The sequence below is a fragment of the Pseudomonas sp. Arb-4-2C genome (assembly GCF_055755015.1).
The window spans coordinates 5,040,467-5,064,372 of record NZ_CM146899.1 but is presented as its reverse complement, the minus strand read 5'-3'; the positions used below and the strand labels follow the sequence as shown (position 1 = coordinate 5,064,372).

The window sequence follows — 23,906 nt, the reverse complement described above, 5'->3', positions numbered from 1 at the left end:
GCTCAGCGGGTTTCGGCTTTGGCGCCGCCGAAACGGCTGCGCACCACACCGATGATCATCGGCACCAGCGACAGCAGGATGATACCGACGACCAGCAGCGACAGGTTCTTCTTGATAAATGGCACGTTGCCGAAGAAGTAACCCAGGGTTACCAGGCCGCCGACCCACAGAACGGTGCCGAATACGCTGAAGCCGAAGAAACGCGGGTAGGGCATCCGCGCGACGCCTGCGACGAACGGTGCAAATGTACGGATGATTGGCAGGAAACGCGCGAGGGTCACGGTTTTGCCGCCGTGCTTGTCGTAGAAGTCGTGGGTCTGTTGCAGATAGTCGCGGCGGAAGATTTTCGAGTTCGGGTTGCTGAAGAGTTTTTCGCCCGCCGTTCGTCCGATCACGTAGTTGGTGCTGTCGCCGAGGATGGCCGCGAGCATCAGCAAACCACCCAACAGAACCGGGTCCATGCCACCACCCGCCGCCACGGCACCGGCGATGAACAGCAGCGAATCGCCCGGCAGGAACGGCATCACCACCAGACCGGTTTCACAGAAGATTACAGCGAACAGAATCGCGTAGATCCACGGCCCGTAGTTGGTTACCAGCAAATCGAGGTACACGTCGAGATGCAGGATAAGGTCGAGCGGGTTGAAATCCATGGGGGCACCTGTGGTGGCGGCCCGACTCGGCAGGCCTGTGCGGATGATTCGGGTGTAAGCCTACAGCGGGGTGTAGTTTTTCTTACAAGCCGGAAAGCTCGGGATTATACGGTCTGGGAGGTGAAAAACGCGTTGGTTTTGTAGCGAGGAATGTCGGGGTGTGAATATTTGTCAGGCAGGGTTAATGGTGATGAGGGAGCTTGCTCCCTCATCACTGAGGCTTGGGCGATTACAGCTCGTCGCTGATCGGCAGTACGTAGTTCTTGAACTCGGTGTCTTCCTTGAAACCGATCGATTCGTAGGTTTTCTGCGCCACTTCGTTATCGGCACTGGTGGAGACGCGCATGCGCACGGCCTGGGTTTCCTTGGCCATTTTCTTCGCGGTGCGGATCAGGTTGTCGGCCACCAGTTGGCGGCGGGCGTCTTCGGCGACATAGATGTCGTTGAGGATCCACACGCGTTTGAGCGACAGCGAGGAAAAGCTTGGATACAACTGGCAGAAGCCCATCAGCTTCTTGTCGTCATCGTCGGCCAGGGCCAGGTAAATCACCGATTCCTTGCGCCGCAGGCGTTTTTCGAGAAACGCGCGGGAGGAGTCCGGGTAAGGCAGTGAGCCGTAGAACTCGCGATATTTGACGAACAACGGGGTCAGCAAATCCAGGTGTTCGAGGGTCGCTTGAATAATCCGCATGATAGGTCTCATCCTCAAGGGGCTGTCTTCAACTGCTCTGACGGCGATGGGAAACCCTGGCGGCCGTGCACCGATCCTGCCTGAAAGCAGCGCAGAAACGCAATGCGGAAACGGTTCAGGTTGTCGACGGGCCCAGTAGGAAGTTTCCTTTCATATCGGCGCCGGCGTCCGACTCCAGCGTCTGCACCTGTGCTTCGTCCTTCAGATTGACCCCTGACAACTGCCGTCGGCAGGCTTCGCGCATCAGGTACAGCAAGCGATGCGCCGCCATGCCGTAACTCAAGCCCTCAAGCCGCACGTTGGAGATGCAATTGCGATACGCATCGGTCAGCCCGATCTTTGGATTGTAGGTGAAATATAAACCGAGGCTATCTGGCGAGCTGAGTCCAGGGCGCTCACCGATCAGCATCACGAGCATTTTCGCGCCGAGCAACTGGCCGATTTCGTCACCGACGGCGACCCGACCCTGTTCCACCAGCACGACCGGGGCAATCGACCAGCCGTCGGCGCTCATCTGCTCCTCGAGGCGAGTCAGAAACGGCAAGGTATGCCGATGCACCGCCAGCGCTGACAGACCGTCCGCGACCACAATCGCCAGATCTACCCCACCCGGATGCGCCGCAGCGTAATCGCGCAGGTTCTGCGCCGAGTCTTCGCTGAGCTTGCGCCCCAGATCCGGCCGTTGCAGGTAGCTGTTGCGATCGACCGCCGCGCTGTGCAGCAACAGGCTCTCGCGCCCGCGTTCGCTCAGTTGCGCGCTGAGCCCGGCATGATCGAACGGCAGATGCACCGCATCCCGCGCCTGGGCGTGGGCGAACTGGAAATCCAGCTGAGCGCTGGTCGGCAGGCTGGTGCCGGTGCGGCCGAGGGCAATGCGCGCCGGGGTCAGGCGGCGCAGCGCCAGCCACGGGTTTTGCGGGTCGACAGGCGGTTTTTCCATAACACTCATCCCAGTTGCGCCAGCGCCTGGCGGAAGGCCGGCGGCAGGTTGTTGCCAAAGCGAACCTTGCCGTCCGCCTGGGTGAAGATGCCCATGTTCGCCAGCCATTGCTCGAATTCCGGCGCCGGTTTCAGGCCGAGGGTCTGGCGCGCGTAGAGCGCGTCGTGGAACGAGGTGGTCTGGTAGTTGAGCATGATGTCGTCGGAGCCAGGGATACCCATGATGAAATTGATCCCGGCGACACCCAAGAGGGTCAGCAGGGTGTCCATGTCATCCTGGTCGGCTTCGGCGTGGTTGGTGTAGCAGATGTCGCAGCCCATCGGTACGCCGAGCAACTTGCCGCAAAAATGGTCTTCGAGGCCGGCGCGGATGATCTGTTTGCCGTTGTACAGGTATTCCGGGCCGATGAAGCCGACCACGGTGTTCACCAGAAACGGCTTGAAATGCCGCGCCACGGCGTAGGCCCGGGTTTCGCAGGTCTGCTGGTCGACACCGTGATGGGCGTTGGCCGACAGCGCGCTGCCCTGACCGGTCTCGAAATACATCAGGTTCTGCCCGAGGGTGCCGCGTTTGAGGCTCAGTCCCGCGTCATAACCTTCCTGCAATACGTTGAGGTTGATGCCGAAACTGGCGTTGGCCGCTTCGGTACCGGCAATCGACTGAAACACCAGGTCCAGCGGCACACCACGGTTGATCGCTTCGATCGAGGTGGTGACGTGGGTCAGCACGCAGGCCTGGGTCGGGATGTCGTAGCGCTGGATGATCGCGTCAAGCATCTCCAGCATCGCGCAGATCGAGGCGATGCTGTCGGTGGCCGGGTTGATGCCGATCATTGCGTCGCCGTTGCCGTACAGCAGGCCGTCGAGAATGCTCGCGGCGATACCGGAGGGTTCGTCGGTCGGATGGTTGGGTTGCAGTCGGGTCGACAGGCGCCCGCGCAGGCCGAGGGTGCCACGGAATTGGGTGACCACGCGGATCTTCTGCGCCACCAGCACCAGATCCTGCACGCGCATGATCTTCGACACGGCGGCGGCCATTTCCGGGGTCAGCCCGGGGGCGAGGTTGCGCAGGCTGGTTTCGTCGGCTGCATCGCTGAGCAGCCAGTCGCGCAAACCACCGACGGTGAGGTGGCTGACCACGGCAAAGGCTTGCTTGTCGTGGGTGTCGATGATCAATCGGGTGACTTCATCGGCTTCGTAGGGAATCAGCGCTTCCTGCAAAAAATGCGTGAGCGGAATGTCGGCCAGCGCCATTTGCGCGGCCACGCGTTCGCCGTCATTGAGCGCGGCGACGCCGGCCAGGAAGTCCCCGGAGCGCGCCGGGCTGGCCTTGGCCATGACGTCCTTGAGACTGTCGAAGCGATAGGTCTGGGCGCCGACGGAATGGGCAAATGTGGCCATGGGGCGGTGTCCTCCTGATTCTGTGGATAACTCGGTCCCCTGTGGGAGCGGGCTTGCTCGCGAAGGCGTCGTGTCAGACGACATGGTTGCTGGATGACACACCGCATTCGCGAGCAAGCCCGCTCCCACACTGGATCTTCATGCACTTCTATATGGCGGGCACCGGGCGTCGGGCCCGGTGCCGGTGCAACTAGATACCTTCGAGCATAGCGTCTGCCGGGGCTTCGGCGCGTTGCCTGGCGGTCAGCTGGAAGTACAGGTAGCCAGCGGCCATGAAGCCAAGGAACACACAACCGATCAGCGTGTTGAACCACGCCATCGCCACCAGGCACACCACCGCCAGGAACAGCGCAATCGCCGGCACCACCGGGTAGCCCGGGGCGCGGAAGGTGCGCTCCAGGTTCGGTTCGGTTTTGCGCAGTTTGAACAGGCTGAGCATGCTGATGATGTACATCACGATCGCGCCGAACACCGACATAGTGATCATCGCAGCGGTCAGGGTCATGCCCTGCAGATTGACCAGGCCATCGCTGTAGATCGCCGCGATGCCGATCACGCCGCCGGCCAGAATCGCCCGGTGCGGGGTCTGGAAACGTGACAGCTTGGCCAGGCTTTTCGGCAGATAACCGGCGCGGGCGAGGGCGAAGAACTGTCGCGAGTAGCCGAGGATGATCCCGTGGAAACTCGCCACCAGGCCAAACAGGCCGATCCACACCAGCATGTGCATCCACGAGGAGTTGTTGCCGACCACCGCTTTCATCGCCTGCGGCAGTGGATCGTTGATGTTCGACAGTTGGCGCCAGTCGCCGACGCCACCGGCCATCACCATCACGCCGATGGCGAGGAACACCAGGGTCAGGATGCCGCTGACGTACGCCTTGGGGATCGTGCGTTTCGGGTCCTTGGCTTCTTCGGCCGCCATGGCGGCGCCTTCGATGGCAAGGAAGAACCAGATCGCGAACGGGATCGCCGCGAAGATCCCGGGGATCGAGCCCATGGTGAACTCGTTGGAGCCCGACCAGCCGTTGAGCACGAAGTTGCTGAAGCTGAAGCCCGGTGCGACCACGCCCATGAACACCAGCAATTCAGCGACCGCCAGCACGGTGACCACCAGTTCGAAGGTCGCGGCGATGCTGACGCCGAGGATGTTCAGGGTCATGAACACGAAGTACGCGCCGACCGCCGCGACCTTCGGATCAAGCTCCGGGTACTGCACGTTGAGGTAGGCGCCGATCGCCATGGCGATCGCCGGTGGTGCAAAAACGAATTCGATCAGGGTGGCAATGCCGGCGATCAACCCGCCTTTCTCGCCGAAGGCCCGACGGCTGTAGGCAAACGGCCCACCCGCGTGGGGAATCGCGGTGGTCAGTTCGGTGAAGCTGAAGATGAAGCAGGTGTACATGGTCGCGACCATCAGCGCCGTGACCAGAAACCCGAGGGTGCCCGCAGTGCCCCAGCCGTAACTCCAGCCGAAGTACTCGCCGGATATCACCAGGCCGACGGCAATGCCCCAGAGGTGCAGGGTGCCGAGTGTGGGTTTGAGCTGTGTGGTGGAAGTCATAAGTCCTCTCTGTTTTTTATTGTTCGATCTGTTGGACTTTCGGGTGCAGCGGTTGGGTGGAGGGATGCTGTTCACGCAGCGGCAGTTTTCGGTAAAAACCTGAATGACGGGTACGCAAGGGCCGTGCCAGAGCGGCCAGGCCTTGTGTGATCTGTCATTGAGGACGCCTTCGCGAGCAAGCCCGCTCCCACATTGGATGTCCAACAATGTGGCCCGAAGCAAGTCCCCTGGGGGAGCGGGCTTGCTCGCGAAGGCGATTGAACAGGCAACACAGAGTCATCTGTGTTGCCCAGGTTTTTAGAAGAAGCCCAACGGATTGATGTCGTAGCTCACCAGCAGGTTTTTGGTCTGCTGATAGTGATCGAGCATCATCTTGTGGGTTTCACGGCCGACGCCGGACTTCTTGTACCCGCCGAACGCGGCATGCGCCGGGTACAGGTGGTAGCAGTTGGTCCACACGCGACCGGCCTTGATCGCACGGCCCATGCGGTAGGCGCGGTTGATGTCACGGGTCCACAGGCCGGCACCAAGGCCGAACTCGGTATCGTTGGCAATCGCCAGGGCTTCGGCTTCGTCCTTGAAGGTGGTGATGCTCACCACCGGGCCAAAGATTTCTTCCTGGAACACGCGCATCTTGTTGGTGCCCTTGAGCAGGGTCGGCTGGATGTAATACCCGGTCGCCAGATTGCTCTCGAGTTTTTCCACCTTGCCGCCGGTCAGCAGCTCGGCGCCTTCGCCCTTGGCAATTTCCAGGTACGACAGGATCTTGTCGAATTGCTGCTCGGACGCCTGCGCGCCGACCATGGTGTCGGTGTCCAGCGGGTCGCCGCGTTTGATCTGCAGGACTTTCTTCATCACCACCTGCATGAATTCGTCGTAGATCGATTCCTGCACCAGTGCGCGGGACGGGCAGGTGCACACTTCGCCCTGGTTGAAGAACGCCAGCACCAGCCCTTCGGCGGCCTTCTCGATGAAGGTCGGTTCGGCCTGCATGATGTCTTCAAAGAAGATGTTCGGCGATTTGCCGCCCAGCTCCACGGTCGATGGAATGATGTTCTCGGCGGCGCATTTCATGATGTGCGAGCCGACCGGGGTCGAGCCGGTGAAAGCGATCTTGGCGATGCGTTTGCTGGTGGCCAGCGCTTCGCCGGCTTCTTTGCCAAAGCCTTGCACCACGTTGAGCACGCCCGGTGGCAGCAGATCACCGATCAGCTCCATCAGCACGCAGATGCCCAGCGGGGTTTGCTCGGCAGGTTTGAGCACCACGCAGTTGCCGGCAGCCAGCGCCGGGGCGAGTTTCCATGCGGCCATCAGCAGCGGGAAGTTCCACGGGATGATCTGGCCGACCACGCCCAGCGGTTCATGGATGTGATAGGCCACGGTGTTGCCGTCGATTTCGGCAGCGCTGCCTTCCTGGGCACGCAGGCAGCCAGCGAAGTAGCGGAAATGGTCGGCAGCCAGCGGGATGTCGGCGTTGAGGGTTTCGCGGATGGCTTTGCCGTTGTCCCAGGTTTCGGTGATTGCCAGCAATTCGAGGTTCTGTTCGATGCGGTCGGCGATTTTCAGCAGGATCAACGAGCGCGCCTGCACCGAGGTCGCGCCCCACGCGTCGGCAGCGGCGTGGGCGGCGTCCAGTGCCTTGTCGATGTCTTCGGCAGTGGAACGGGGGAATTCGGCAATCGGCTGGCCATTCACTGGCGAGGTATTGGTGAAGTATTGACCTTTGACAGGCGCGACGAACTCGCCGCCGATGTAGTTACCGTACTTGCTCTTGAACGAGACTTTGGCGCCTTCAGTACCGGGGTGAGCGTAACGCATGATGATGTTCTCCTTGGCTTTGTACTTATTAGAGAAACGCGCAAGTGCGCTTGCTATAAGCGTAGAGCAAAGGTCGGGCCACTGCCGTACAGGGCAGGCAGATCAAGGCCTTGCGTGGTTTTTGTCGGACGGGCGGATTCGCGGCGTGACGGTTTCGGTACAGGCTGGGTGACAGTTTGTACCGCTTCTGGCACAGCCTGTGACCGAGTGGTCTCGCCAGCATTGCAATGCCGGGGCGGCTGGAGGATGCTGGGCGTCACCTCAGCATTGGGCCATCGAGCCTCGGGGAGAATAATAAGAAATGCACGACAACCATTTGAGTCGCCATGCCCAACAGGTTCTCACCGTTACTCAGGGCAAACCGCACCTGCACGGGCCCGGTGCCGACCCGTCGATTGCACGTTCGTGGCTGCGCTGTCTTGAGGACTATCACCTCGACCCGGCCCTGACCATGGCGCCCACCGTGCTTGAACACGGGCGCGTCCTTGAAAGCCGCGAGCGCTTGCAACAAGTGTTACAGATTGCCGGCAATGAAATGAGCAGCCTGCACCAACAACTGTCCGGCGCCGGCCATGCGGTGTTGCTGACCGACGCGCGCGGGGTGATCCTCAACTGCGTCACCGCGCCGGCCGAACGCAAGATTTTCGAGCGCGCCGGGCTCTGGCTTGGCGCCGACTGGAGCGAAGCCTGCGAAGGTACCAACGGCATCGGCACCTGTCTGGTCGAGCGCCAGGCGCTGACCATTCATCAGGACGAACACTTTCGCGGCCGTCACACCGGGCTGACCTGCTCGGCGAGCCCGGTGTTCGACCCGCACGGCGAATTGCTCGCGGTGCTCGATGTGTCCTCGGCGCGCCACGATGTCTCGCGCCAGAGCCAGTTCCACACCATGGCGCTGGTCAACCTGTCAGCGAAGATGATCGAGAGCTGCTATTTCCTGCGTTGCTTCGATAACCAGTGGCTGCTGCGTTTTCACTTGCAGGCCGAGTCCGTCGGGTTGTTCAGCGAAGGGTTGCTGGCATTTGATGGAGACGGGCGGATCAGTGCGGTCAACCAGAGTGCGCTGAATCTGCTGGGGCATATTCGTGGTGGCTTGCTCGGCAAACCGGTGGAAGCGTTTTTCGATTGCTCGCTGGACGAACTGCTCGGCCGTGCCAGCGCCAATGCCAGCGCCAGTTGGCCGCTGCGCACCCGTGATGGCCGGCATCTGTTTGCCTTGCTGCGCGGCGAATCGCGCAAACCGCAGCCGATCACGCCGGCCCCGGTGGTGGCCAAGGCTCAGCCTCTGGCGGGCATTTGTCTCGGCGACGCGGCGTTGCAAGCCGATTTTCGCAAGGCACTGCGCGTGTTCGAGCGCGACGTGCCGCTGCTGGTCAATGGCGAAACCGGCTCCGGCAAGGAGGCCTTCGCCAAGGCTGTGCATCACGCCAGCCAGCGCGCCAACAAAGCCTTTGTCGCCCTTAACTGCGCGGCGATTCCCGAGAGCCTGATCGAGAGCGAACTGTTCGGTTATCGCGGCGGCAGTTTCACCGGTGCGCGCAAGGACGGCATGCGCGGCAAGTTGCAGCAGGCCGATGGCGGCACGCTGTTTCTCGATGAAATCGGTGACATGCCGCTGGCGCTGCAGACCCGTTTGTTGCGGGTGCTGGAGGACCGCCAGGTAGTGCCGATCGGTGGCGAGCCAGAAGCGGTCAACGTGCGGATCATCAGCGCCACGCACCGCAATCTGCTGGAACGGGTCGAGGACGGCAGCTTCCGCGAAGATCTGTATTACCGGCTCAACGGTCTCGAAGTTGCACTACCGGCGTTGCGCGAGCGCAGCGACAAGTCGCAATTGCTGGATTTCCTGCTGGCCGAGGAGGCGGGTGGGGAGGTGATCGTGATCGATGAACCGGCACGCCAGGCGTTGCTGGCCTTCAACTGGCCGGGCAACGTGCGCCAGTTGCGCAATGTCCTGCGTACGCTGGCGGCGTTGTGCGATGACGGACGGATCAGGCTGGGGGATTTGCCGGCAATGATTCGCCAGGTGCGGCCGCCACTGGAGCTGAAAACGCCTGAATCCGAGCATCCGCTGGAGGATGCCGAACGTCTGGCGTTGCTCAACGCGCTGCAGCAGACACACTGGCACATGACTCAGACCGCGCAGCAGCTCGGCGTCAGTCGCAACACCCTCTATAGAAAGCTGCGTAAACACGCGATCACCCGCTGAACCGAGTCGCGCCATTCGCGAGCAGGCTCGCTCCCACAGGGTTGGCGCCGACCTTGTGAGGGCGGGCTTGCTCGCGAAGGCGTCGGCGCAGGCGAAACACAAGGTGCGATTTTCCCCACCCTACGCTAACCTGCGGCCATGTTTTACGAGGTCGACTATGCACATTCATATTCTGGGTATCTGCGGGACTTTCATGGGCTCGATGGCGGTTCTGGCCAAAGAGCTGGGCCATCACGTGACGGGCTCCGACGCCAACGTCTATCCGCCGATGAGCACGCAGCTTGAGGCCCAGGGCATTCAACTGACCCAAGGCTACGATCCGGCTCAGCTCGATCCGGCACCGGATCTGGTGGTGATCGGCAACGCCATGTCCCGCGGCAACCCGGCGGTGGAATATGTGCTGAACAAAGGCCTGCCGTACGTCTCCGGCCCGCAGTGGCTGGCTGATCACGTGCTGCAAGGTCGCTGGGTGCTGGCGGTCGCCGGTACGCACGGCAAGACCACCACCAGCAGCATGCTCGCCTGGGTGCTGGAGCACGCCGGCATGAGCCCGGGGTTCCTGATCGGCGGTGTGCCGCAGAACTTCTCGGTGTCCGCGCGTCTGGGCGGCACGCCGTTCTTCGTGATCGAGGCGGACGAATACGACAGCGCGTTCTTCGACAAACGTTCGAAGTTCGTCCACTACCGCCCGCGCACTGCGATCCTCAACAACCTTGAGTTCGATCACGCTGATATCTTCCCCGATTTGCCGGCGATCGAGCGGCAGTTCCACCATTTGGTGCGGACCATCCCGAGCGAAGGTCTGGTGATTCACCCGACGACCGAGCCTGCCTTGCAGCGCGTGATCGAAATGGGCTGCTGGACCCCGGTGCAAACCACCGGTGCCGGTGGTCAGTGGCAGGTCAAGTTGCTCAAGGATGACGGTTCGGCGTTCGAAGTGATGTTCGAAGGCGTGTCCCAAGGCACCGTCGAATGGGAGCTGACCGGTCAGCACAACGTCGCCAACGCCCTGGCTGCTCTGGCGGCCGCGCGGCATGTCGGTGTGGTGCCATCGATGGGCATCGCCGGATTGAGCGCATTCAAGAACGTCAAGCGCCGGATGGAGAAAGTCGCCGAAGTGCGCGGCATCACCATCTATGACGACTTCGCCCACCACCCGACGGCCATTGCCACCACGCTGGATGGTCTGCGCAAACGCATCGGCGACGCACCGCTGATCGCGATCATCGAACCACGCTCCAATTCGATGAAGCTCGGCGCGCACCGCGACGGTTTGCCGGAAAGTGTGAATGATGCCGATCAGGTGATCTGGTACGCCCCGGCCAACCTCGGCTGGGATCTGGCCGGCACCGCCGCGCTGTGCACGGTGCCGTCGATCGTCAGCGATTCGCTCGAAGGCATCATCGAGCGCGTGAAGAGCCAGGCCCAGCCCGGCACCCACGTGGTGATCATGAGCAACGGCGGCTTCGGCGGCCTGCACGGCAAACTCGCCGAGGCGCTGCAATGAACACGCATTCCCGGGACGGTGGCCCGGAACGCATCACGCTGGCCATGACCGGCGCGTCTGGCGCGCAGTACGGTTTGCGCCTGCTCGATTGCCTGGTGCGCGAAGATCGCGAAGTGCACTTCCTGATCTCCAAGGCTGCGCAATTGGTGATGGCCACCGAGACCGACGTCTCGCTGCCGCCCAAGCCGCAGATGATGCAGGCCTTCCTTACCGAGTACACCGGGGCGGCTGCCGGGCAGATCCGCGTGTACGGCAAGGAAGACTGGATGTCGCCGGTGGCCTCGGGCTCCGGCGCGCCAGCGGCGATGGTCGTGGTGCCGTGTTCCACCGGCACCTTGTCGGCAATTGCCACCGGTGCCTGCAACAACCTGATCGAACGGGCTGCGGACGTGACACTCAAGGAACGCCGCCAGCTGATTCTGGTACCACGCGAGGCGCCGTATTCGAGCATTCATCTGGAGCACATGCTCAAGCTGTCGAACATGGGCGTGACCATCCTGCCGGCCTCGCCGGGTTTCTATCACCAGCCACAGACCATCGATGACCTGATCGATTTTGTCGTGGCACGGATCCTCAATCTGCTGGGCATTCCTCAGGACATGCTGCCGCGTTGGGGCGAGCATCATCTGAGCAGCGATGAATAAGCTGCTGACGATTGTGCTGGCGTTGCAACTGACTGGCTGCGCCACGGCGCGAACGCTGGATGCAGCCAAACCCGGCGCGCCGGTGGTGTACTCCGGGACGCGGCTGGATTTGTACGCGATGAATGGCGGGTGCTGTGCGATGGACCGGTTCGGGGCTGAGGCGCCGGGCTATCCGGGAGTGGACCTGCCGGCCAGTGCGTTGCTCGATACGCTGTTGCTGCCGTTGTCCTTGCTCACGGTGATTGGCGTGGGGTTTCAGGCGACTGGCGGATTGTAGGGGAGTGCTTTGCACTCCATTCGCGAGCAGGCTCGCTCCCACAGCGGTACGCGGTGCAAATGTGGGAGCGAGCCTGCTCGCGAAAGCTTTCTTCCAGGCGCTATAGCTTACTTGCCGAGCTTGCGCAGCTCATCCGACTCGACCACCCGCACTCCATCCTGTTCTTCCAGCGCAAGCCGCCACATCGCCCGGGCCAGTTGGCAGGCTTCGATGCCGCGGTACTTGCCGGGAATCAGCTTGGAAAACGGCGCGGCCAGTTGTTCGCCCAGGCGCGGTTCGGTTCGGTCGCCCAGGAGCAGCGACGGCCGGCAGATGGTCAGTTGCGGCCAGTCCTGGGCGCGCAACGCCTCTTCCATTTCGCCCTTGACGCGGTTGTAGAACACCGATGATTTCGGATCGGCGCCCAGCGCACTGATCACGATCAGGTGCCGTGCACCCATCTCCCGGGCGCGTTTGGCGAACGCCACCACCATGTCCAGGTTGACCGCGCGAAACGCCGCTTCCGAGCCTGCCTGCTTGATGGTGGTGCCGAGGCAGCAGTAGGCGATATCGACGCGACCACTGAGTTGCGGCAGAAACGCCTGTGGGTCGCCAACCGGGTTTTCCAGGTGCGGATGCTCAGCCAGTGGCCGGCGGGAAGGGGCGAGCACGCGGGTGATCGTTGGCTCGTTGAGCAAGCGGTCGAGCAGGTGTTCACCGGTCAAACCGGTGGCTCCGGCAAGCAATACGTGCTGAGGCGTCAAGTACATAGTGTCTCTCCCTTGATACTGTTCAGCTTAGTTGCTGTTTGTCGCTCCGTCGTTCAATGCAGCACTTTGCAAAGCTTTTCTTGCCTGCTGTTTGCGCAGCAGTTGCCAGTGTGCCAGCACTGTTTTCGGTGCCCAGATCTGCGGCTCCGAGGCTTCGAAGTTGTCTGCCAGTTCACGCTCGGCAACCGTGGCCTTGGCCAGTTTGAAGGCTTGTTCGAGGTCGTCGGTCTGGTTCAGCGCCTGGGCGAACAGGGCGTCGCCGAAGTAAGTGAAGTTGGCTTCTTCCGAGCAGCCGAACGACACGCGATCGGCACGCGAGGCGGTCATGATCAGTGTGCGCTCATCTTTCAGCGCGGGGATGAAACCGCCGGAGTAGCACGATGAAATCACAATCACCTTGTCGCGATTCTTCAGCGGCGCGAGCACTGCAGCGAGTTCGTCGGCGGGCAGGTCGGCCAGCTCCATGCGCGGCTGGTCGAGCACCAGCTCGTGTTCGGCGGTGCCGTGGCTGGTCAGGTAGATGAAGATCAGGTCTTCCGGGCCGCTGCGCTCGGCCAGGGTCTGCGCGGCACGGCGCAGGTTTTCGCGGGTGGCCATCGGCCGGTCGACAAGGTGGTCGCGATGGTTGACCAGACGAATCTGGCCATAGGCGCCGAAGCGCGTGGTGAGCATGTTGGCGACGTAATCGGACTCGCGCAGGAACACGCTTTGCTTGCCGTCGCCGCCGAGGGTCAGGGTGTACAGCTCCACCGCTGGTGTCGAGGCGGGCACGGCGGCCAGCGCATTATCAAGCAGGCGGCCCTGGGCCAGCAGACCGAGTTCGAGGGTGTCGGGCAACAGTTTGCCGTCGGCGTCGCGTACCCGTTGGCCGTTGATCCAGGTGCCGCTGAGCACGGTGCCATCGGTCAGCACCAGGGTGCCGCGCCCGGCGTAGCTGTCGCTGTCGAACTCGCCAATGTAGAAACTGCCGTCAGACAGGTTCAAACGGCCCTGACCGCTGAAGCGCCAGTCGTTGAAGTAGCCGATGTAATGGCTGCCGTCGGCGCCGATCAATTCGCCTTTGCCGGTCAGCGCGCCTTCCTTGAACTGGCCGAGCCAGACGTCGCCATCGGCGTTTTCATAGCGGCCCTTGCCGTGCAACTGGCTGTTCTTGAAACCGCCGACATAGATGTCGCCGTCGGCACTGTTAAAGGTGCCATTGCCTTCAAGCTGGCCGTTGACGAAATGGCCGCTGAACGAATTGCCGCTGGCGTCGCCGCGCTGGCCTTCGCCGTTGGGTTTGCCGTGGGTGAACTGGCCCTGATACGAACTGCCGTCGTCCATTTCCAGACGGCCCAGCCCGGAATACTGGTCGGCCTTGAACTCGCCACGGTAGGTCATGGCGTTTTCCTTGAGGGTACCTTCGCCGTCGCGCCGCCCCTGTTTGAAGCCGCCGGTGTAACTGCTGGCGTTGGTGGTCAGGCTGCCCTGGCCATCGAACAGGCCCTGCTGGAACTGGCCGCGATAGACCTCGCCATTGCTGCCGTGCCACTCACCCTGGCCATGCCATTGGCCCTTGTCGAACTGCCCGGCGTACCAACTGCCGTTGGGGTAGTCGACGCGACCCTGGCCTTGCAACAAGCCGTTGACCAGTTCGCCGCGATAGCGTCCGCCGTCCGGCAGACGCGCATCCGGAGGCAGCAGCGATTCGCCGTCGCCGCACGCGGTGAGCATCAGGGTCAGGGCAAGGGGTGCAAGGGAAGCGAGTGGGCGCATAGCGGGATCCGGGCAATTAGGCGACCGAGTATGCCGCAGCTATGTGACCTTATACAGCCGGTAAAAACAGCGCTGATGCGAAACAGCGTGCGCTGTTTCGCATCCAGAGGCTTAAACGAAGCAGAGCGACAACGGCTCGGCGATATAGGCCGGTTTGTCCGAGCCCTCTATCTCCAGCGTGGCAGTGGCCTTGAGCAGCCATTGTCCGGGTTTCTTCTCGCTCACTTCGGCCAGATCGACCTTCAGGCGAACTTTTGAATTGACCTTCACCGGCTGGATGAAGCGCACGCTGTCCAGGCCATAGTTGACCACCATCTTCAAGCCTTGCGGCAGCACGAGGATGTCTTCCATCAGTTTGGGGATCAGCGACAACGACAGGAAACCGTGGGCAATGGTGCTGCCAAATGGCGTTTGCGCGGCTTTGACCGGGTCAACATGGATGAACTGATAATCCCCGGTGGCTTCGGCGAACAGGTTGATACGCTCCTGATCGATGGTGAGCCATTCGGAACGTCCGAGTTCCTTGCCGACATAATCTTTGAGCTCTGCAACTGGAACATAGGGCATTGAGACTCTCCTTGGGTTCATCGGTTTTATAGTTTTTCAGGTGGGGGATTTGACCGCCCTGCGAACCACTGTAGATCAACATGGCGATTTGCTCCGGTCAACCTGCCATGCTTTTGGCGAATGCCGATCCATAGCGCAGGCGTGCTTATAATGCCGGCGACTTGCGGGGGGAGATGTCTGATGTTGTTACGTGGCCTGACCATGCTGGTGCTGTTCCAACTGCTCGGCACGGCGCTCAACCATTTGCTGTTGCCGGTGCTGCCGGGGCCAATCATCGGCCTGCTGCTGTTGCTGGTGTTTCTGATCATTCGCGGTGAAGTCGGCGAGCCACTGAACCTGGCGGCCGGCAGCCTGTTGCGCTATCTGCCGTTGCTGCTGGTGCCACCGGCAGTGGGTGTGATGGTGTATGCGAGCGACATTGCCGCCGATTTCTGGGCGATTGTCGGCGCGCTGGTGCTGTCGTTGATCCTGTCGATGGCCTTCGCCGGGGTGCTGATGCAGCGCATGGTCAAGCGTCACGCGCCGCACTCGGAGGACACCTGATGCTCTTTGACTGGCAAGGCGCGTGGGCCTCGGTGATCCATCATCCGTTGTTCGGTATCGGCATCACGCTGGGGGCCTATCAACTGGTGCTGGCGGCGTTCGAGAAAACCCGCTGGATCTTTCTGCAACCGGTGCTGGTCTCCATGCTGTTGGTGATCGGCGTGCTGGTCGGCTGCGGCCTGACCTACGCCGAGTACCGCAAGAGCACCGAGATCCTCAGCATTCTGCTGGGCCCGGCGACCGTGGCGCTGGCGGTGCCGCTGTATCTCAACCTCAAGCGTATCCGCCAATTGTTCTGGCCGATTTTTACTACGCTGGTGATAGGTGGCGTAGTCGCCACCGGCATGGGCGTGTTGCTGGGCTGGTGGTTCGGTGCCGAGCACATGATTCTGATGACCATGGCGCCGAAGTCGGTGACCTCGCCGATTGCCATGCTGGTGGCCGAGCAGATCGGTGGTGTCGCGGCGCTGGCGGCGGTGTTTGTGCTGATCACCGGGGTGATCGGCGCGATCTTCGGGCCGGCGCTGCTGACCCGCCTCGGGGTGCACAGCCCCGAGGCGCGCGGCATGGCGCTGGGCATGACCGCGCACGCAGTCGGCACCTCGGTGGCGCTGCAGGAAAGTGATGAGTGCGGCGCCTTCGCGGCGCTGGCGATGAGTTTGATGGGCGTGGCCACGGCGGTGTTCCTGCCGTTGGCGGTGTCGATGGTGGTCTAAGGAAATGTCTATGAGTCTGCCGCTTTTCCCGCTGAACACGGTGCTGTTTCCCGGCTGCAATCTCGACTTGCAGATCTTCGAGGCGCGCTATCTGGACATGATCGGCCGCTGCATGAAACAAGGCGGCGGTTTCGGCGTGGTGTGCATCCTTGAGGGCCACGAGGTGGGCGTTGCGCCAGAGGGTTTTGCCCTGGTCGGCTGCGAAGCGCGGATCACCGATTTCCAGCAGCAGGACAATGGCCTGCTGGGGATTCGCGTACAGGGCGGGCGCCGGTTCAATGTGTTGCGCACCGAAGTGCAGCGCGATCAGTTGATTCTCGCCGATGTCGAGTGGCTGGACGATGAACCGGAGCAGCCGTTGCAGGATGAAGACGCCGATCTGGTGGCGCTGCTCAAGGCTTTGGCCGAGCACCCGATGGTCGAGGCGTTGAACATGGGCAGCGAGGCGTTGGGTCAGCAGTCGCTGGCCAATCAGCTGGCGTACCTGCTGCCGTTCGCCGAGGAGGACAAGATCGACCTGCTGCAACTCGACGATCCGCAGCAGCGGCTGGATGCGATCCAGGCGCTGCTTGATGAGTTGCAGGGCGAGCTGTTTGCCTGAGTGTCAGTAGGCGTAACGCAGCATCGTTTGCGGCAGATGCCGGAAGACGAACAGGCTGAACAGCACCAGCAACGCCGGCAGAATCAGCCACCAGACCTTGAACGGCAGTGGCTTGAGCGGCGTCTGGCGCTGACTCAGCCACAAGCCTGCCGCACACACGCATGCTGCGAGCATTGCACCGGCCAGGATGTCCGTCGGCCAGTGCGCGCCCAGATACACCCGCGACAAGGCAATCGACAGCGCCGGAATACAGCCGAGCAGCAGCCAGGTCAGGCGCATGCGCGGTGGCTGGCCGCGGCCGGCGAGAACCGCGAGCACCAGAAACAGCGCGAACGAACCCGAGGCATGGCCGCTGGGCATGCTGTAACTGGTCAACGGATCGGTCAGCACTTCCGGGCGTACCCGGGCGAAAAACTGTTTGGTGACGGTATTGAGCAACGCCGTGCACAGCAAAGTGCCGCCGGCAAAGAGTGCCTGGCGCCATTGCCGGCACAGCAATAACAGGCCGGTTAGCAGGGCGCTGAACATCAGCATGTTGCGGAATTCACCGATCAGGGTGAACGTCACCGCGATTTCATCCAGCAGCGGCTGACGGTGTTCCTGCACCAATGTCATCACGCCCTGATCGAGGGCGCTCAGGTACGGATAGCCCACGAACAGTCCGAGCAGAATCAACAGGCTCATGCTGCTGATCCAGATCGTCGCCCGGCGATGCTGGCGCAAGCTGCTGTTGACGCTCAGGCCGACCATCACCGCGATGCTGGCGGCGACGATGCTGGCCTGCAGCCAGAAACCTTCCGGCAGCGGCAGGCGGATCGCCGCGCCGGTGGCCCAACCCGGCAGCAGGTAGGCGACGCTCCAGCCGGCGGCGGCCAGCAGGCTGACCGCGGCAAAGCGCGGGAAGGGCATGTCGCACATCCCGGCGACCATCGGCAGCATTGGCCGCAACGGGCCGATGAAGCGCCCGACCAGCAGGCTGGCGATACCGTAGCGCTGGAAGTAGGTTTCGGCGCCGGCCATCCATTCCGGATGGTGGCGCAGCCCTGGCAAGCGGCGGATGTTCTGGTGGAAATGCCGGCCGAGGAAGTACGAAATCACGTCGCCCAGAATCCCGCCGAGAAAGCCCAGCAGCAAGGTTTCGCTCAACGACAGCGCGCCGCTGCCAGCCAGTACGGCGACGGCAAACAGCAACACCGTGCCCGGCACGATCAGCCCGGCAATCGCCAGGCACTCCACGCAGGCGACGATAAACACCGCAGCGGCCAGCCACTGCGGATTGGCGGCCAGCCAACCGGTCACGCTATCGAGCCATGGGCCCATAAAACCACTCCATCAAATCTTCAATTGATCCTTGTAGGAGTGAGCCTGCTCGCGATGGCGCCTGGTCAGTCGACTTCTTCGTTGACTGATACACCGCTATCGCGAGCAGGCTCACTCCTACAGTGAATTCCTTTTACTTCAGACCTGCCTCTAACCCCGGCAGCAGGAAATAATCGCGACCTTCGACCTGACCCCGGCGCAGCGGGTTCCGCGTACACCATTGTGCATAGCTGGCGTCGACAAACCGGTACATCAGGTGTTCGTCACGCCCATGAGGGATGCCCAGGCGTGTGGTCTGAATAATCTGTGCAGGCGCCGGGCCGGTGTCTTCCACCAACAGCAATTCATGATCGAAACGCTTGGCGTCCCACACCGGCACCTTCAAGCCCAGTGCCTTGCACAGCAACGTCTGGCCGGCGCAGAGCTTTTGCGACGGGCGTGGGCGGCCCTGTGCATCGGGGTTGTTCAGCAGCATCTGCGCCAGGCTCGCCGGCCCGCTGATCTCATCGACCCATGGGTAGGCGGATTTGATCAACACGGCGTTGCCCGGCCCTTGAGCGCTGAAGTTCAGCGAATCGCCGCCGCGGGCGTAATACATATAGATGTGCCCGCCATCCAGAAACAAAGCCTTACGCTTTTCCGTGTAGCCGAGGGACGCATGACTGCCTTTTTCCGCGCAGTAGTAAGCTTCGGTTTCGATGATCCGGGCGCTGAGCCACAGATCGCCGACCCTGTGGCGGATGACTTTGCCGAGCAGGTCGCGGGCCAGCATTTGCGCATCACGGTCGAAAAAAGCGTCCGGAAGGCCCAGTGGCAGGCGCTCGGCGGTCGCGCGAACGGTCAGGTTGGACATGGCAAACGGTGTTTATCCAGGCGAAAGAGGTCGTGATGATAACAATCCGAGGCTTAATTACGGCTGAACGTCGGCAAATTGCAGTCCATTTCGACCATCCGCCTGTCACCGCTGTTAGTCCCGGGACGCGACAGCTATAATCTGCCGCTTTCCTCTTTGCCAAGACCCCAGCAGACCATGACTGAGTCCGTTCTTGACTACATGACCCGATTGGGTCGCGCCGCCCGCGAAGCTTCCCGGGTCATTGGCCGTGCCAGCACCGCGCAGAAAAACCGCGCCCTGCAGGCTGCAGCCAATGCCCTGGACGCCGCGCGCGCCGAGTTGGCCGCCGCCAATGAACAGGACTTGGCCGCCGGCCGCGCCAACGGCCTGGAGCCGGCCCTGCTGGAACGTCTGGAACTGACCCCGGCGCGCATCGACGGCATGATCGTCGGTTTGCGCCAGGTTGCTGCACTGCCGGATCCGGTCGGTGCGATCCGTGACATGAGCTTTCGTCCGTCTGGTATTCAGGTCGGCAAGATGCGTGTGCCATTGGGTGTGATCGGGATCATCTACGAATCCCGTCCCAATGTGACCATCGATGCCGCCAGCCTGTGTCTGAAGTCGGGCAACGCGACCATCCTGCGCGGTGGCTCCGAGGCGATTCATTCCAACCGGGCGATTGCCGCGTGCATTCAGCGCGGTCTGGCCGAGGCCGAGTTGCCGGCAGCCGTGGTGCAAGTGGTCGAAACCACCGACCGTGCCGCCGTTGGCGCGATGATCACCATGCCCGAGTACGTCGATGTGATCGTGCCGCGCGGTGGCCGTGGCCTGATCGAGCGCATCAGCCGCGATGCCCGCGTGCCGGTGATCAAGCACCTGGACGGCATTTGCCACGTTTATGTCAGTGCCCACGCTGACCTGGCGAAAGCCCAGCGCATCGCCTTCAATGCCAAGACCTACCGTTATGGCATCTGTGGCGCAATGGAGACCTTGCTCGTCGATCAAAGTGTTGCGAAGGATTTCCTGCCTTCGATGGCTGCCCAGTTCCGCGAAAAAGGCGTCGAGCTGCGTGGCTGCGAGCGCACCCGGGCGATCATTGATGCCGTGGCGGCCAGCGAAGATGACTGGAGTACCGAGTATCTGGCGCCGATTCTGTCGATTCGCGTGGTCGACGGGCTGGACCAGGCCATCGAACACATCAATCATTACGGCTCACATCACACCGACTCGATCGTCAGCGAAAACCTCGCGGACACCCGTCGTTTCGTGGCGGAAGTCGACTCGGCGTCGGTGATGATCAACACCCCGACCTGCTTCGCCGATGGGTTCGAATACGGATTGGGTGCCGAGATTGGCATTTCTACTGATAAGCTGCACGCCCGTGGCCCGGTGGGCCTCGAAGGACTGACCTGCGAGAAGTACATCGTGGTCGGTGATGGCCAGTTGCGCGGCCAGGCGACGGTCTGACTTGACCGACCTCGACCTGACAGCGTCGCTGCCTGGCAGCGAGCTCCAGCCCCGGCGCATCGGCGTATTGGGCGGCACGTTCGATCCGGTGCACATCGGCCATTTGCGCGGTGCGCTGGAAGTGGCCGAAGCGCTGCTGCTCGACGAGCTGCGCATGATGCCCAGCGCGCGGCCGCCGCATCGCGATACGCCGCAGGTGTCGGCGCAGGACCGGCTGGCGATGGTCGAGTGCGCGGTGGCCGGAGTGCCGCCGCTGGTGGTGGACGCCCGCGAACTGCAGCGGGACAAACCGTCCTACACCATCGATACCCTGGAGTTGATGCGCGCCGAAATGGCCGCAGAAACCCAGGTTTTTCTGCTTTTGGGCTGGGACGCATTTTGCGGCCTGCCCACTTGGCACCGCTGGGAAGAGTTGCTCCAGCATTGCCACATCCTGGTGCTACAGCGCCCGGACGCCGACAGCGAACCGCCGGATGCCTTGCGCAACCTGCTGGCAGCGCGTTCGGTGAGCGACCCGCTGGCTCTGAAAGGGCCGAGCGGACAGATTGCATTCGTCTGGCAGACACCGCTCGCGGTTTCCGCCACCCAGATCCGTCAACTGCTGGCCAGCGGTAAGTCGGTACGTTTCCTGGTGCCCGACGCGGTCCTGGCCTACATCGATGCGCACGGTCTGTATCGTGCGTCGAACTGAACAAGGCGTGCTTCACTGATACGAATCCACGTATCGCCAAGCCGCCGAATATACGAGCAAAACGAGTTTTATATGACTGACAAAGACGTAAGCAAAGTTAAGCGCAAAGGCACGTTCAAGAGCGCTCCGCTGCCGGAAGTCGCCAACACCAACGAGCCGCTCAAGGGCGACGAACTGGTCAAGGTTGCCGTGGCGGCCCTGGAAGACGTCAAGGCACAAGACATCCAGATCATCGATGTTCGCGACAAGCAGAGCATCACTGACTACATGATCATCGCCACCGGTACTTCCAATCGCCAGATCAACGCGATGCTGGACAAGGTCCGCGAAGAAGTCAAAAAGCAGGGCGCCAAGCCACTGGGCGAAGAAGGCAAGGGCGACAGCGACTGGGTACTGCTGGACCTGGACCTGGTGATCGTACACATGATGACCGCCTCGGCACGTCAGTTCTACGACCTGGAGCGCCTGTGGGCCGGTGCCGAGCAAAGCCGTGCGGCAGACGCCAAGCACCACAGCCCGGAAAACACCCACGAGCATTTCACCAAGCTCAACAAAGACCAGCTGTAAGGGATTGCTGTGCGACTGCGACTGATCGCCGTCGGTTCACGCATGCCCAAGTGGGTGGAAGAAGGCTGGCATGAATATGCCAAGCGTCTTCCGTCCGAGCTGGCGCTGGAACTGGTGGAAATTCCGCTCAATACCCGTGGCAAGAACGCCGACGTGGCCCGTTTCATCCGCCAGGAAGGCGAAGCCATGCTGGCCAAGGTCGGGCCGAACGAGCGGATCGTCACGCTGGAAGTCCACGGCAAGCCCTGGAGCACCGAGCAACTGGCGGTCGAGCTTGACCGTTGGCGGCTGGATTCGCGCACGGTCAACTTCATGGTCGGTGGCCCCGAAGGGCTGGCGCCGGAGGTCTGTGCCCGCGCCGATCAGCGCTGGTCGCTGTCGCCGCTGACCTTGCCGCACCCGCTGGTGCGGATCCTGATCGGCGAACAGCTGTACCGTGCCTGGACCGTGCTGTCCGGTCACCCTTACCACAAGTAGTCCTGCCCTCATGTCTCAGCCGATCCGCATCAAGGACCACGAAAAGGACGCCCGCCTGGTGCGTAGCCGCGTCGTGTTCGGGGCCATTGCGGTCATGCTGTTGATCTGCGTACTGATTGCGCGGCTGTACTACTTGCAGGTGATCCAGTACGAGTACCACTCGACGCTCTCGGAAAACAACCGCGTCCATGTGCAGCCGATTCCGCCGACCCGCGGGCTGATCTTCGACCGCAACGGCGTGGTGGTGGCGGACAACCGCCCCAGCTTCAGCCTGAGCATGACCCGCGAGCGCTCCGGCGACTGGCAGCAAGTGCTCGACGCGATCGTCGAAGTGCTGCAACTGACGCCCGAGGATCGGGTGATCTTCGAGAAACGCATGCGTCAGGGGCGCCGGCCGTTCGAGCCGGTGCCGATCCTGTTCGAGCTGACCGAAGAGCAGATCGCCCGGATCGCGGTGAATCAGTTCCGCCTGCCCGGGGTGGAAGTGGTCGCGCAATTGGTCCGCCACTACCCGCAGGGCGCGCATTTTGCGCATTCGGTGGGTTACATGGGGCGGATCAACGAGAAAGAGCTCAAGACCCTCGACCCGGTCAACTACAGCGGCACCCATCACATCGGCAAGACCGGCATCGAGCGTTTCTACGAGCCGGAACTGCACGGGCAGGTGGGTTACGAGGAAGTCGAGACCAACGCTCGAGGCCGCGTACTGCGCGTGCTCAAGCGTACCGATCCGATTCCCGGCAAGGACATCGTCCTGAGCCTGGACATCAAATTGCAGGAAGCGGCTGAAGCCGCTTTGGGCGGGCGGCGCGGCGCGGTGGTGGCGCTCGATCCGAAGACTGGCGAAGTGCTGGCGATGGTCAGCCAGCCGAGCTTCGACCCCAACCTGTTCGTCACCGGCATCAGCTTCAAGGCTTACGCCGAGCTGCGCGACTCCATCGATCGGCCGCTGTTCAACCGGGTGCTGCGTGGCCTGTATCCGCCAGGTTCGACAATCAAACCGGCGGTGGCGATTGCCGGTCTCGATTCGGGCGTGGTGACAGCGTCGAGCCGGGTGTTCGACCCCGGTTACTACATGCTGCCCAACTACGATCACAAATACCGCAACTGGAACCGCACCGGTGACGGCTTCGTCGACCTCGACACGGCGATCATGCGTTCCAACGACACCTACTTCTATGACCTGGCGCACAAGCTGGGCATTGATCGGCTGTCGGCCTACATGAACAAGTTCGGCATCGGCCAGAAGGTCTCGCTGGACATGTTCGAAGAATCTCCTGGCCTGATGCCGTCGCGCGAGTGGAAGCGCGCGACCCGCAAGCAGGCGTGGTTCCCGGGCGAAACCCTGATTCTGGGGATCGGCCAGGGCTACATGCAGTCCACGCCGTTGCAATTGGCGCAAGCCACGGCGCTGGTGGCCAACAAAGGCATCTGGAACCGCCCGCACCTGGCCAAGACCATCGAAGGTGCAAAACCGGTGGACGAGAACCCGATACCGGATATCGTCCTGCGCGATCCGTCGGACTGGACCAAGGTCAACCACGGCATGCAGCAGGTGATGCACGGCGCCCGGGGTACGGCGCGCAAGGCGGCGGTCGGTGCGCAATACCGGATCGCCGGCAAGTCGGGTACGGCCCAGGTGGTGGCGATCAAGCAAGGCGAGAAATACGACCGTTCCAAGGTTCAGGAGCGCCACCGCGACCACGCCTTGTTCGTTGGATTTGCCCCGGCCGACAACCCGAAAATCGTCGTCTCGGTGATGGTCGAGAACGGTGAGTCCGGGTCGGGTGTCGCCGCGCCGGTAGTGCGTCAGGTCATGGATGCCTGGCTTCTGGACCAGGATGGTCGGTTGAAGGCCGAATACGCCGGTCCTATCAGTGCGGAGGCTACGGCCCGTGATGAATAATTTTGATCGCAT

Annotated in this window: 23 protein-coding genes; 12 read left to right on the top strand and 11 right to left on the bottom strand. The window is 62.2% G+C overall.

Features of this window, described 5'->3' with window-relative positions:
* Positions 1 to 2: 2 nt before the first annotated feature.
* The 6 genes from AC0J41_RS22970 to exaC all read right to left on the bottom strand — a co-directional run bounded on the left by AC0J41_RS22970 (position 3) and on the right by exaC (position 7,063).
* Entirely contained in the window at positions 3 to 653 is a 651-nt protein-coding gene (locus AC0J41_RS22970) for a DedA family protein (protein ID WP_025108671.1), read from the bottom strand.
* A 229-nt stretch (positions 654 to 882) separates the two neighbouring features.
* Positions 883 to 1,344: a GNAT family N-acetyltransferase gene (locus tag AC0J41_RS22965; protein ID WP_007958617.1), complete on the bottom strand. Its 462-nt coding sequence runs from the start codon at positions 1,342 to 1,344 to the stop codon at positions 883 to 885.
* Positions 1,345 to 1,459: 115 nt separating this feature from the next.
* On the bottom strand, positions 1,460 to 2,284 hold the full coding sequence (gene eutC, locus AC0J41_RS22960) for an ethanolamine ammonia-lyase subunit EutC (protein WP_473013685.1): 825 nt from the start codon (positions 2,282 to 2,284) through the stop codon (positions 1,460 to 1,462).
* Positions 2,285 to 2,289: 5 nt separating this feature from the next.
* The gene (locus AC0J41_RS22955) at positions 2,290 to 3,684 is read right to left on the bottom strand and encodes an ethanolamine ammonia-lyase subunit EutB (RefSeq protein WP_473013684.1); all 1,395 of its coding nucleotides are present in this window, start codon (positions 3,682 to 3,684) and stop codon (positions 2,290 to 2,292) included.
* 190 nt (positions 3,685 to 3,874) lie between these two features.
* Complete coding sequence (eat, locus tag AC0J41_RS22950) at positions 3,875 to 5,245, bottom strand: ethanolamine permease (RefSeq protein WP_333990926.1); 1,371 nt, start codon at positions 5,243 to 5,245, stop codon at positions 3,875 to 3,877.
* Between the two features lie 297 nt (positions 5,246 to 5,542).
* Entirely contained in the window at positions 5,543 to 7,063 is a 1,521-nt protein-coding gene (gene exaC / locus AC0J41_RS22945; protein ID WP_473013683.1) for an acetaldehyde dehydrogenase ExaC, read from the bottom strand.
* Between the two features lie 301 nt (positions 7,064 to 7,364).
* On the opposite strand from exaC, the gene AC0J41_RS22940 reads away from it, so the two are divergent.
* The 4 genes from AC0J41_RS22940 (at position 7,365) to AC0J41_RS22925 (ending at position 11,700) form a co-directional block, all read left to right on the top strand.
* Complete coding sequence (locus tag AC0J41_RS22940; RefSeq protein WP_473013682.1) at positions 7,365 to 9,272, top strand: sigma-54-dependent Fis family transcriptional regulator; 1,908 nt, start codon at positions 7,365 to 7,367, stop codon at positions 9,270 to 9,272.
* A 157-nt stretch (positions 9,273 to 9,429) separates the two neighbouring features.
* Positions 9,430 to 10,779: a UDP-N-acetylmuramate:L-alanyl-gamma-D-glutamyl-meso-diaminopimelate ligase gene (gene mpl / locus AC0J41_RS22935; protein ID WP_473013681.1), complete on the top strand. Its 1,350-nt coding sequence runs from the start codon at positions 9,430 to 9,432 to the stop codon at positions 10,777 to 10,779.
* Positions 10,776 to 11,423, top strand: coding sequence for a flavin prenyltransferase UbiX (gene ubiX / locus AC0J41_RS22930; RefSeq protein ID WP_473013680.1), 648 nt, complete (start codon positions 10,776 to 10,778; stop codon positions 11,421 to 11,423). The genes mpl and ubiX overlap by 4 nt, the downstream gene beginning before the upstream one ends.
* Positions 11,416 to 11,700, top strand: coding sequence for a YceK/YidQ family lipoprotein (locus tag AC0J41_RS22925; RefSeq protein ID WP_025108679.1), 285 nt, complete (start codon positions 11,416 to 11,418; stop codon positions 11,698 to 11,700). Before ubiX ends, AC0J41_RS22925 begins: the two co-directional genes overlap by 8 nt.
* Positions 11,701 to 11,807: 107 nt before the next feature.
* Here the strand turns inward: AC0J41_RS22925 and AC0J41_RS22920 are convergent, their stop codons facing one another.
* From AC0J41_RS22920 to AC0J41_RS22910, 3 genes are all read right to left on the bottom strand, one after another.
* The gene (locus AC0J41_RS22920) at positions 11,808 to 12,449 is read right to left on the bottom strand and encodes an oxidoreductase (protein WP_473013679.1); all 642 of its coding nucleotides are present in this window, start codon (positions 12,447 to 12,449) and stop codon (positions 11,808 to 11,810) included.
* Between the two features lie 27 nt (positions 12,450 to 12,476).
* The gene (locus AC0J41_RS22915; RefSeq protein ID WP_473013678.1) at positions 12,477 to 14,204 is read right to left on the bottom strand and encodes a C13 family peptidase; all 1,728 of its coding nucleotides are present in this window, start codon (positions 14,202 to 14,204) and stop codon (positions 12,477 to 12,479) included.
* Positions 14,205 to 14,315: 111 nt separating this feature from the next.
* On the bottom strand, positions 14,316 to 14,771 hold the full coding sequence (locus tag AC0J41_RS22910) for a MaoC family dehydratase (protein ID WP_025108682.1): 456 nt from the start codon (positions 14,769 to 14,771) through the stop codon (positions 14,316 to 14,318).
* 180 nt (positions 14,772 to 14,951) lie between these two features.
* Between AC0J41_RS22910 and AC0J41_RS22905 the strand changes: the two genes are divergently transcribed.
* From AC0J41_RS22905 to AC0J41_RS22895, 3 genes are read left to right on the top strand one after another with little or no spacing between them, the layout of a single operon-like run.
* A complete protein-coding gene (locus AC0J41_RS22905) occupies positions 14,952 to 15,314 on the top strand; it encodes a CidA/LrgA family protein (RefSeq protein WP_025108683.1) in 363 nt (120 codons plus the stop codon).
* Positions 15,314 to 16,030 carry an LrgB family protein gene (locus tag AC0J41_RS22900; protein WP_007960614.1) on the top strand — a complete coding sequence of 239 codons (717 nt, stop codon included), beginning with the start codon at positions 15,314 to 15,316 and terminating at the stop codon, positions 16,028 to 16,030. The genes AC0J41_RS22905 and AC0J41_RS22900 overlap by 1 nt, the downstream gene beginning before the upstream one ends.
* A gap of 10 nt (positions 16,031 to 16,040) precedes the next feature.
* Positions 16,041 to 16,631 carry an LON peptidase substrate-binding domain-containing protein gene (locus tag AC0J41_RS22895; protein WP_025108684.1) on the top strand — a complete coding sequence of 197 codons (591 nt, stop codon included), beginning with the start codon at positions 16,041 to 16,043 and terminating at the stop codon, positions 16,629 to 16,631.
* Positions 16,632 to 16,634: 3 nt separating this feature from the next.
* On the opposite strand, the gene AC0J41_RS22890 is transcribed toward AC0J41_RS22895, so the two are convergent.
* Complete coding sequence (locus tag AC0J41_RS22890) at positions 16,635 to 17,951, bottom strand: bifunctional DedA family/phosphatase PAP2 family protein (protein WP_473013677.1); 1,317 nt, start codon at positions 17,949 to 17,951, stop codon at positions 16,635 to 16,637.
* Between the two features lie 133 nt (positions 17,952 to 18,084).
* A complete protein-coding gene (locus tag AC0J41_RS22885) occupies positions 18,085 to 18,804 on the bottom strand; it encodes a DNA-3-methyladenine glycosylase (RefSeq protein ID WP_473013676.1) in 720 nt (239 codons plus the stop codon).
* 177 nt (positions 18,805 to 18,981) lie between these two features.
* On the opposite strand from AC0J41_RS22885, the gene AC0J41_RS22880 reads away from it, so the two are divergent.
* The 5 genes from AC0J41_RS22880 to mrdA all read left to right on the top strand — a co-directional run bounded on the left by AC0J41_RS22880 (position 18,982) and on the right by mrdA (position 23,894).
* Positions 18,982 to 20,253 carry a glutamate-5-semialdehyde dehydrogenase gene (locus tag AC0J41_RS22880; RefSeq protein ID WP_025108687.1) on the top strand — a complete coding sequence of 424 codons (1,272 nt, stop codon included), beginning with the start codon at positions 18,982 to 18,984 and terminating at the stop codon, positions 20,251 to 20,253.
* Entirely contained in the window at positions 20,222 to 20,944 is a 723-nt protein-coding gene (gene nadD, locus AC0J41_RS22875; protein ID WP_049827974.1) for a nicotinate-nucleotide adenylyltransferase, read from the top strand. The genes AC0J41_RS22880 and nadD overlap by 32 nt, the downstream gene beginning before the upstream one ends.
* Positions 20,945 to 21,016: 72 nt before the next feature.
* A complete protein-coding gene (rsfS, locus tag AC0J41_RS22870) occupies positions 21,017 to 21,511 on the top strand; it encodes a ribosome silencing factor (protein ID WP_007960601.1) in 495 nt (164 codons plus the stop codon).
* A 9-nt stretch (positions 21,512 to 21,520) separates the two neighbouring features.
* A complete protein-coding gene (rlmH, locus tag AC0J41_RS22865; RefSeq protein WP_003185785.1) occupies positions 21,521 to 21,988 on the top strand; it encodes a 23S rRNA (pseudouridine(1915)-N(3))-methyltransferase RlmH in 468 nt (155 codons plus the stop codon).
* 10 nt (positions 21,989 to 21,998) lie between these two features.
* Positions 21,999 to 23,894, top strand: coding sequence for a penicillin-binding protein 2 (gene mrdA, locus AC0J41_RS22860; RefSeq protein WP_025108689.1), 1,896 nt, complete (start codon positions 21,999 to 22,001; stop codon positions 23,892 to 23,894).
* Positions 23,895 to 23,906: the final 12 nt, after the last annotated feature.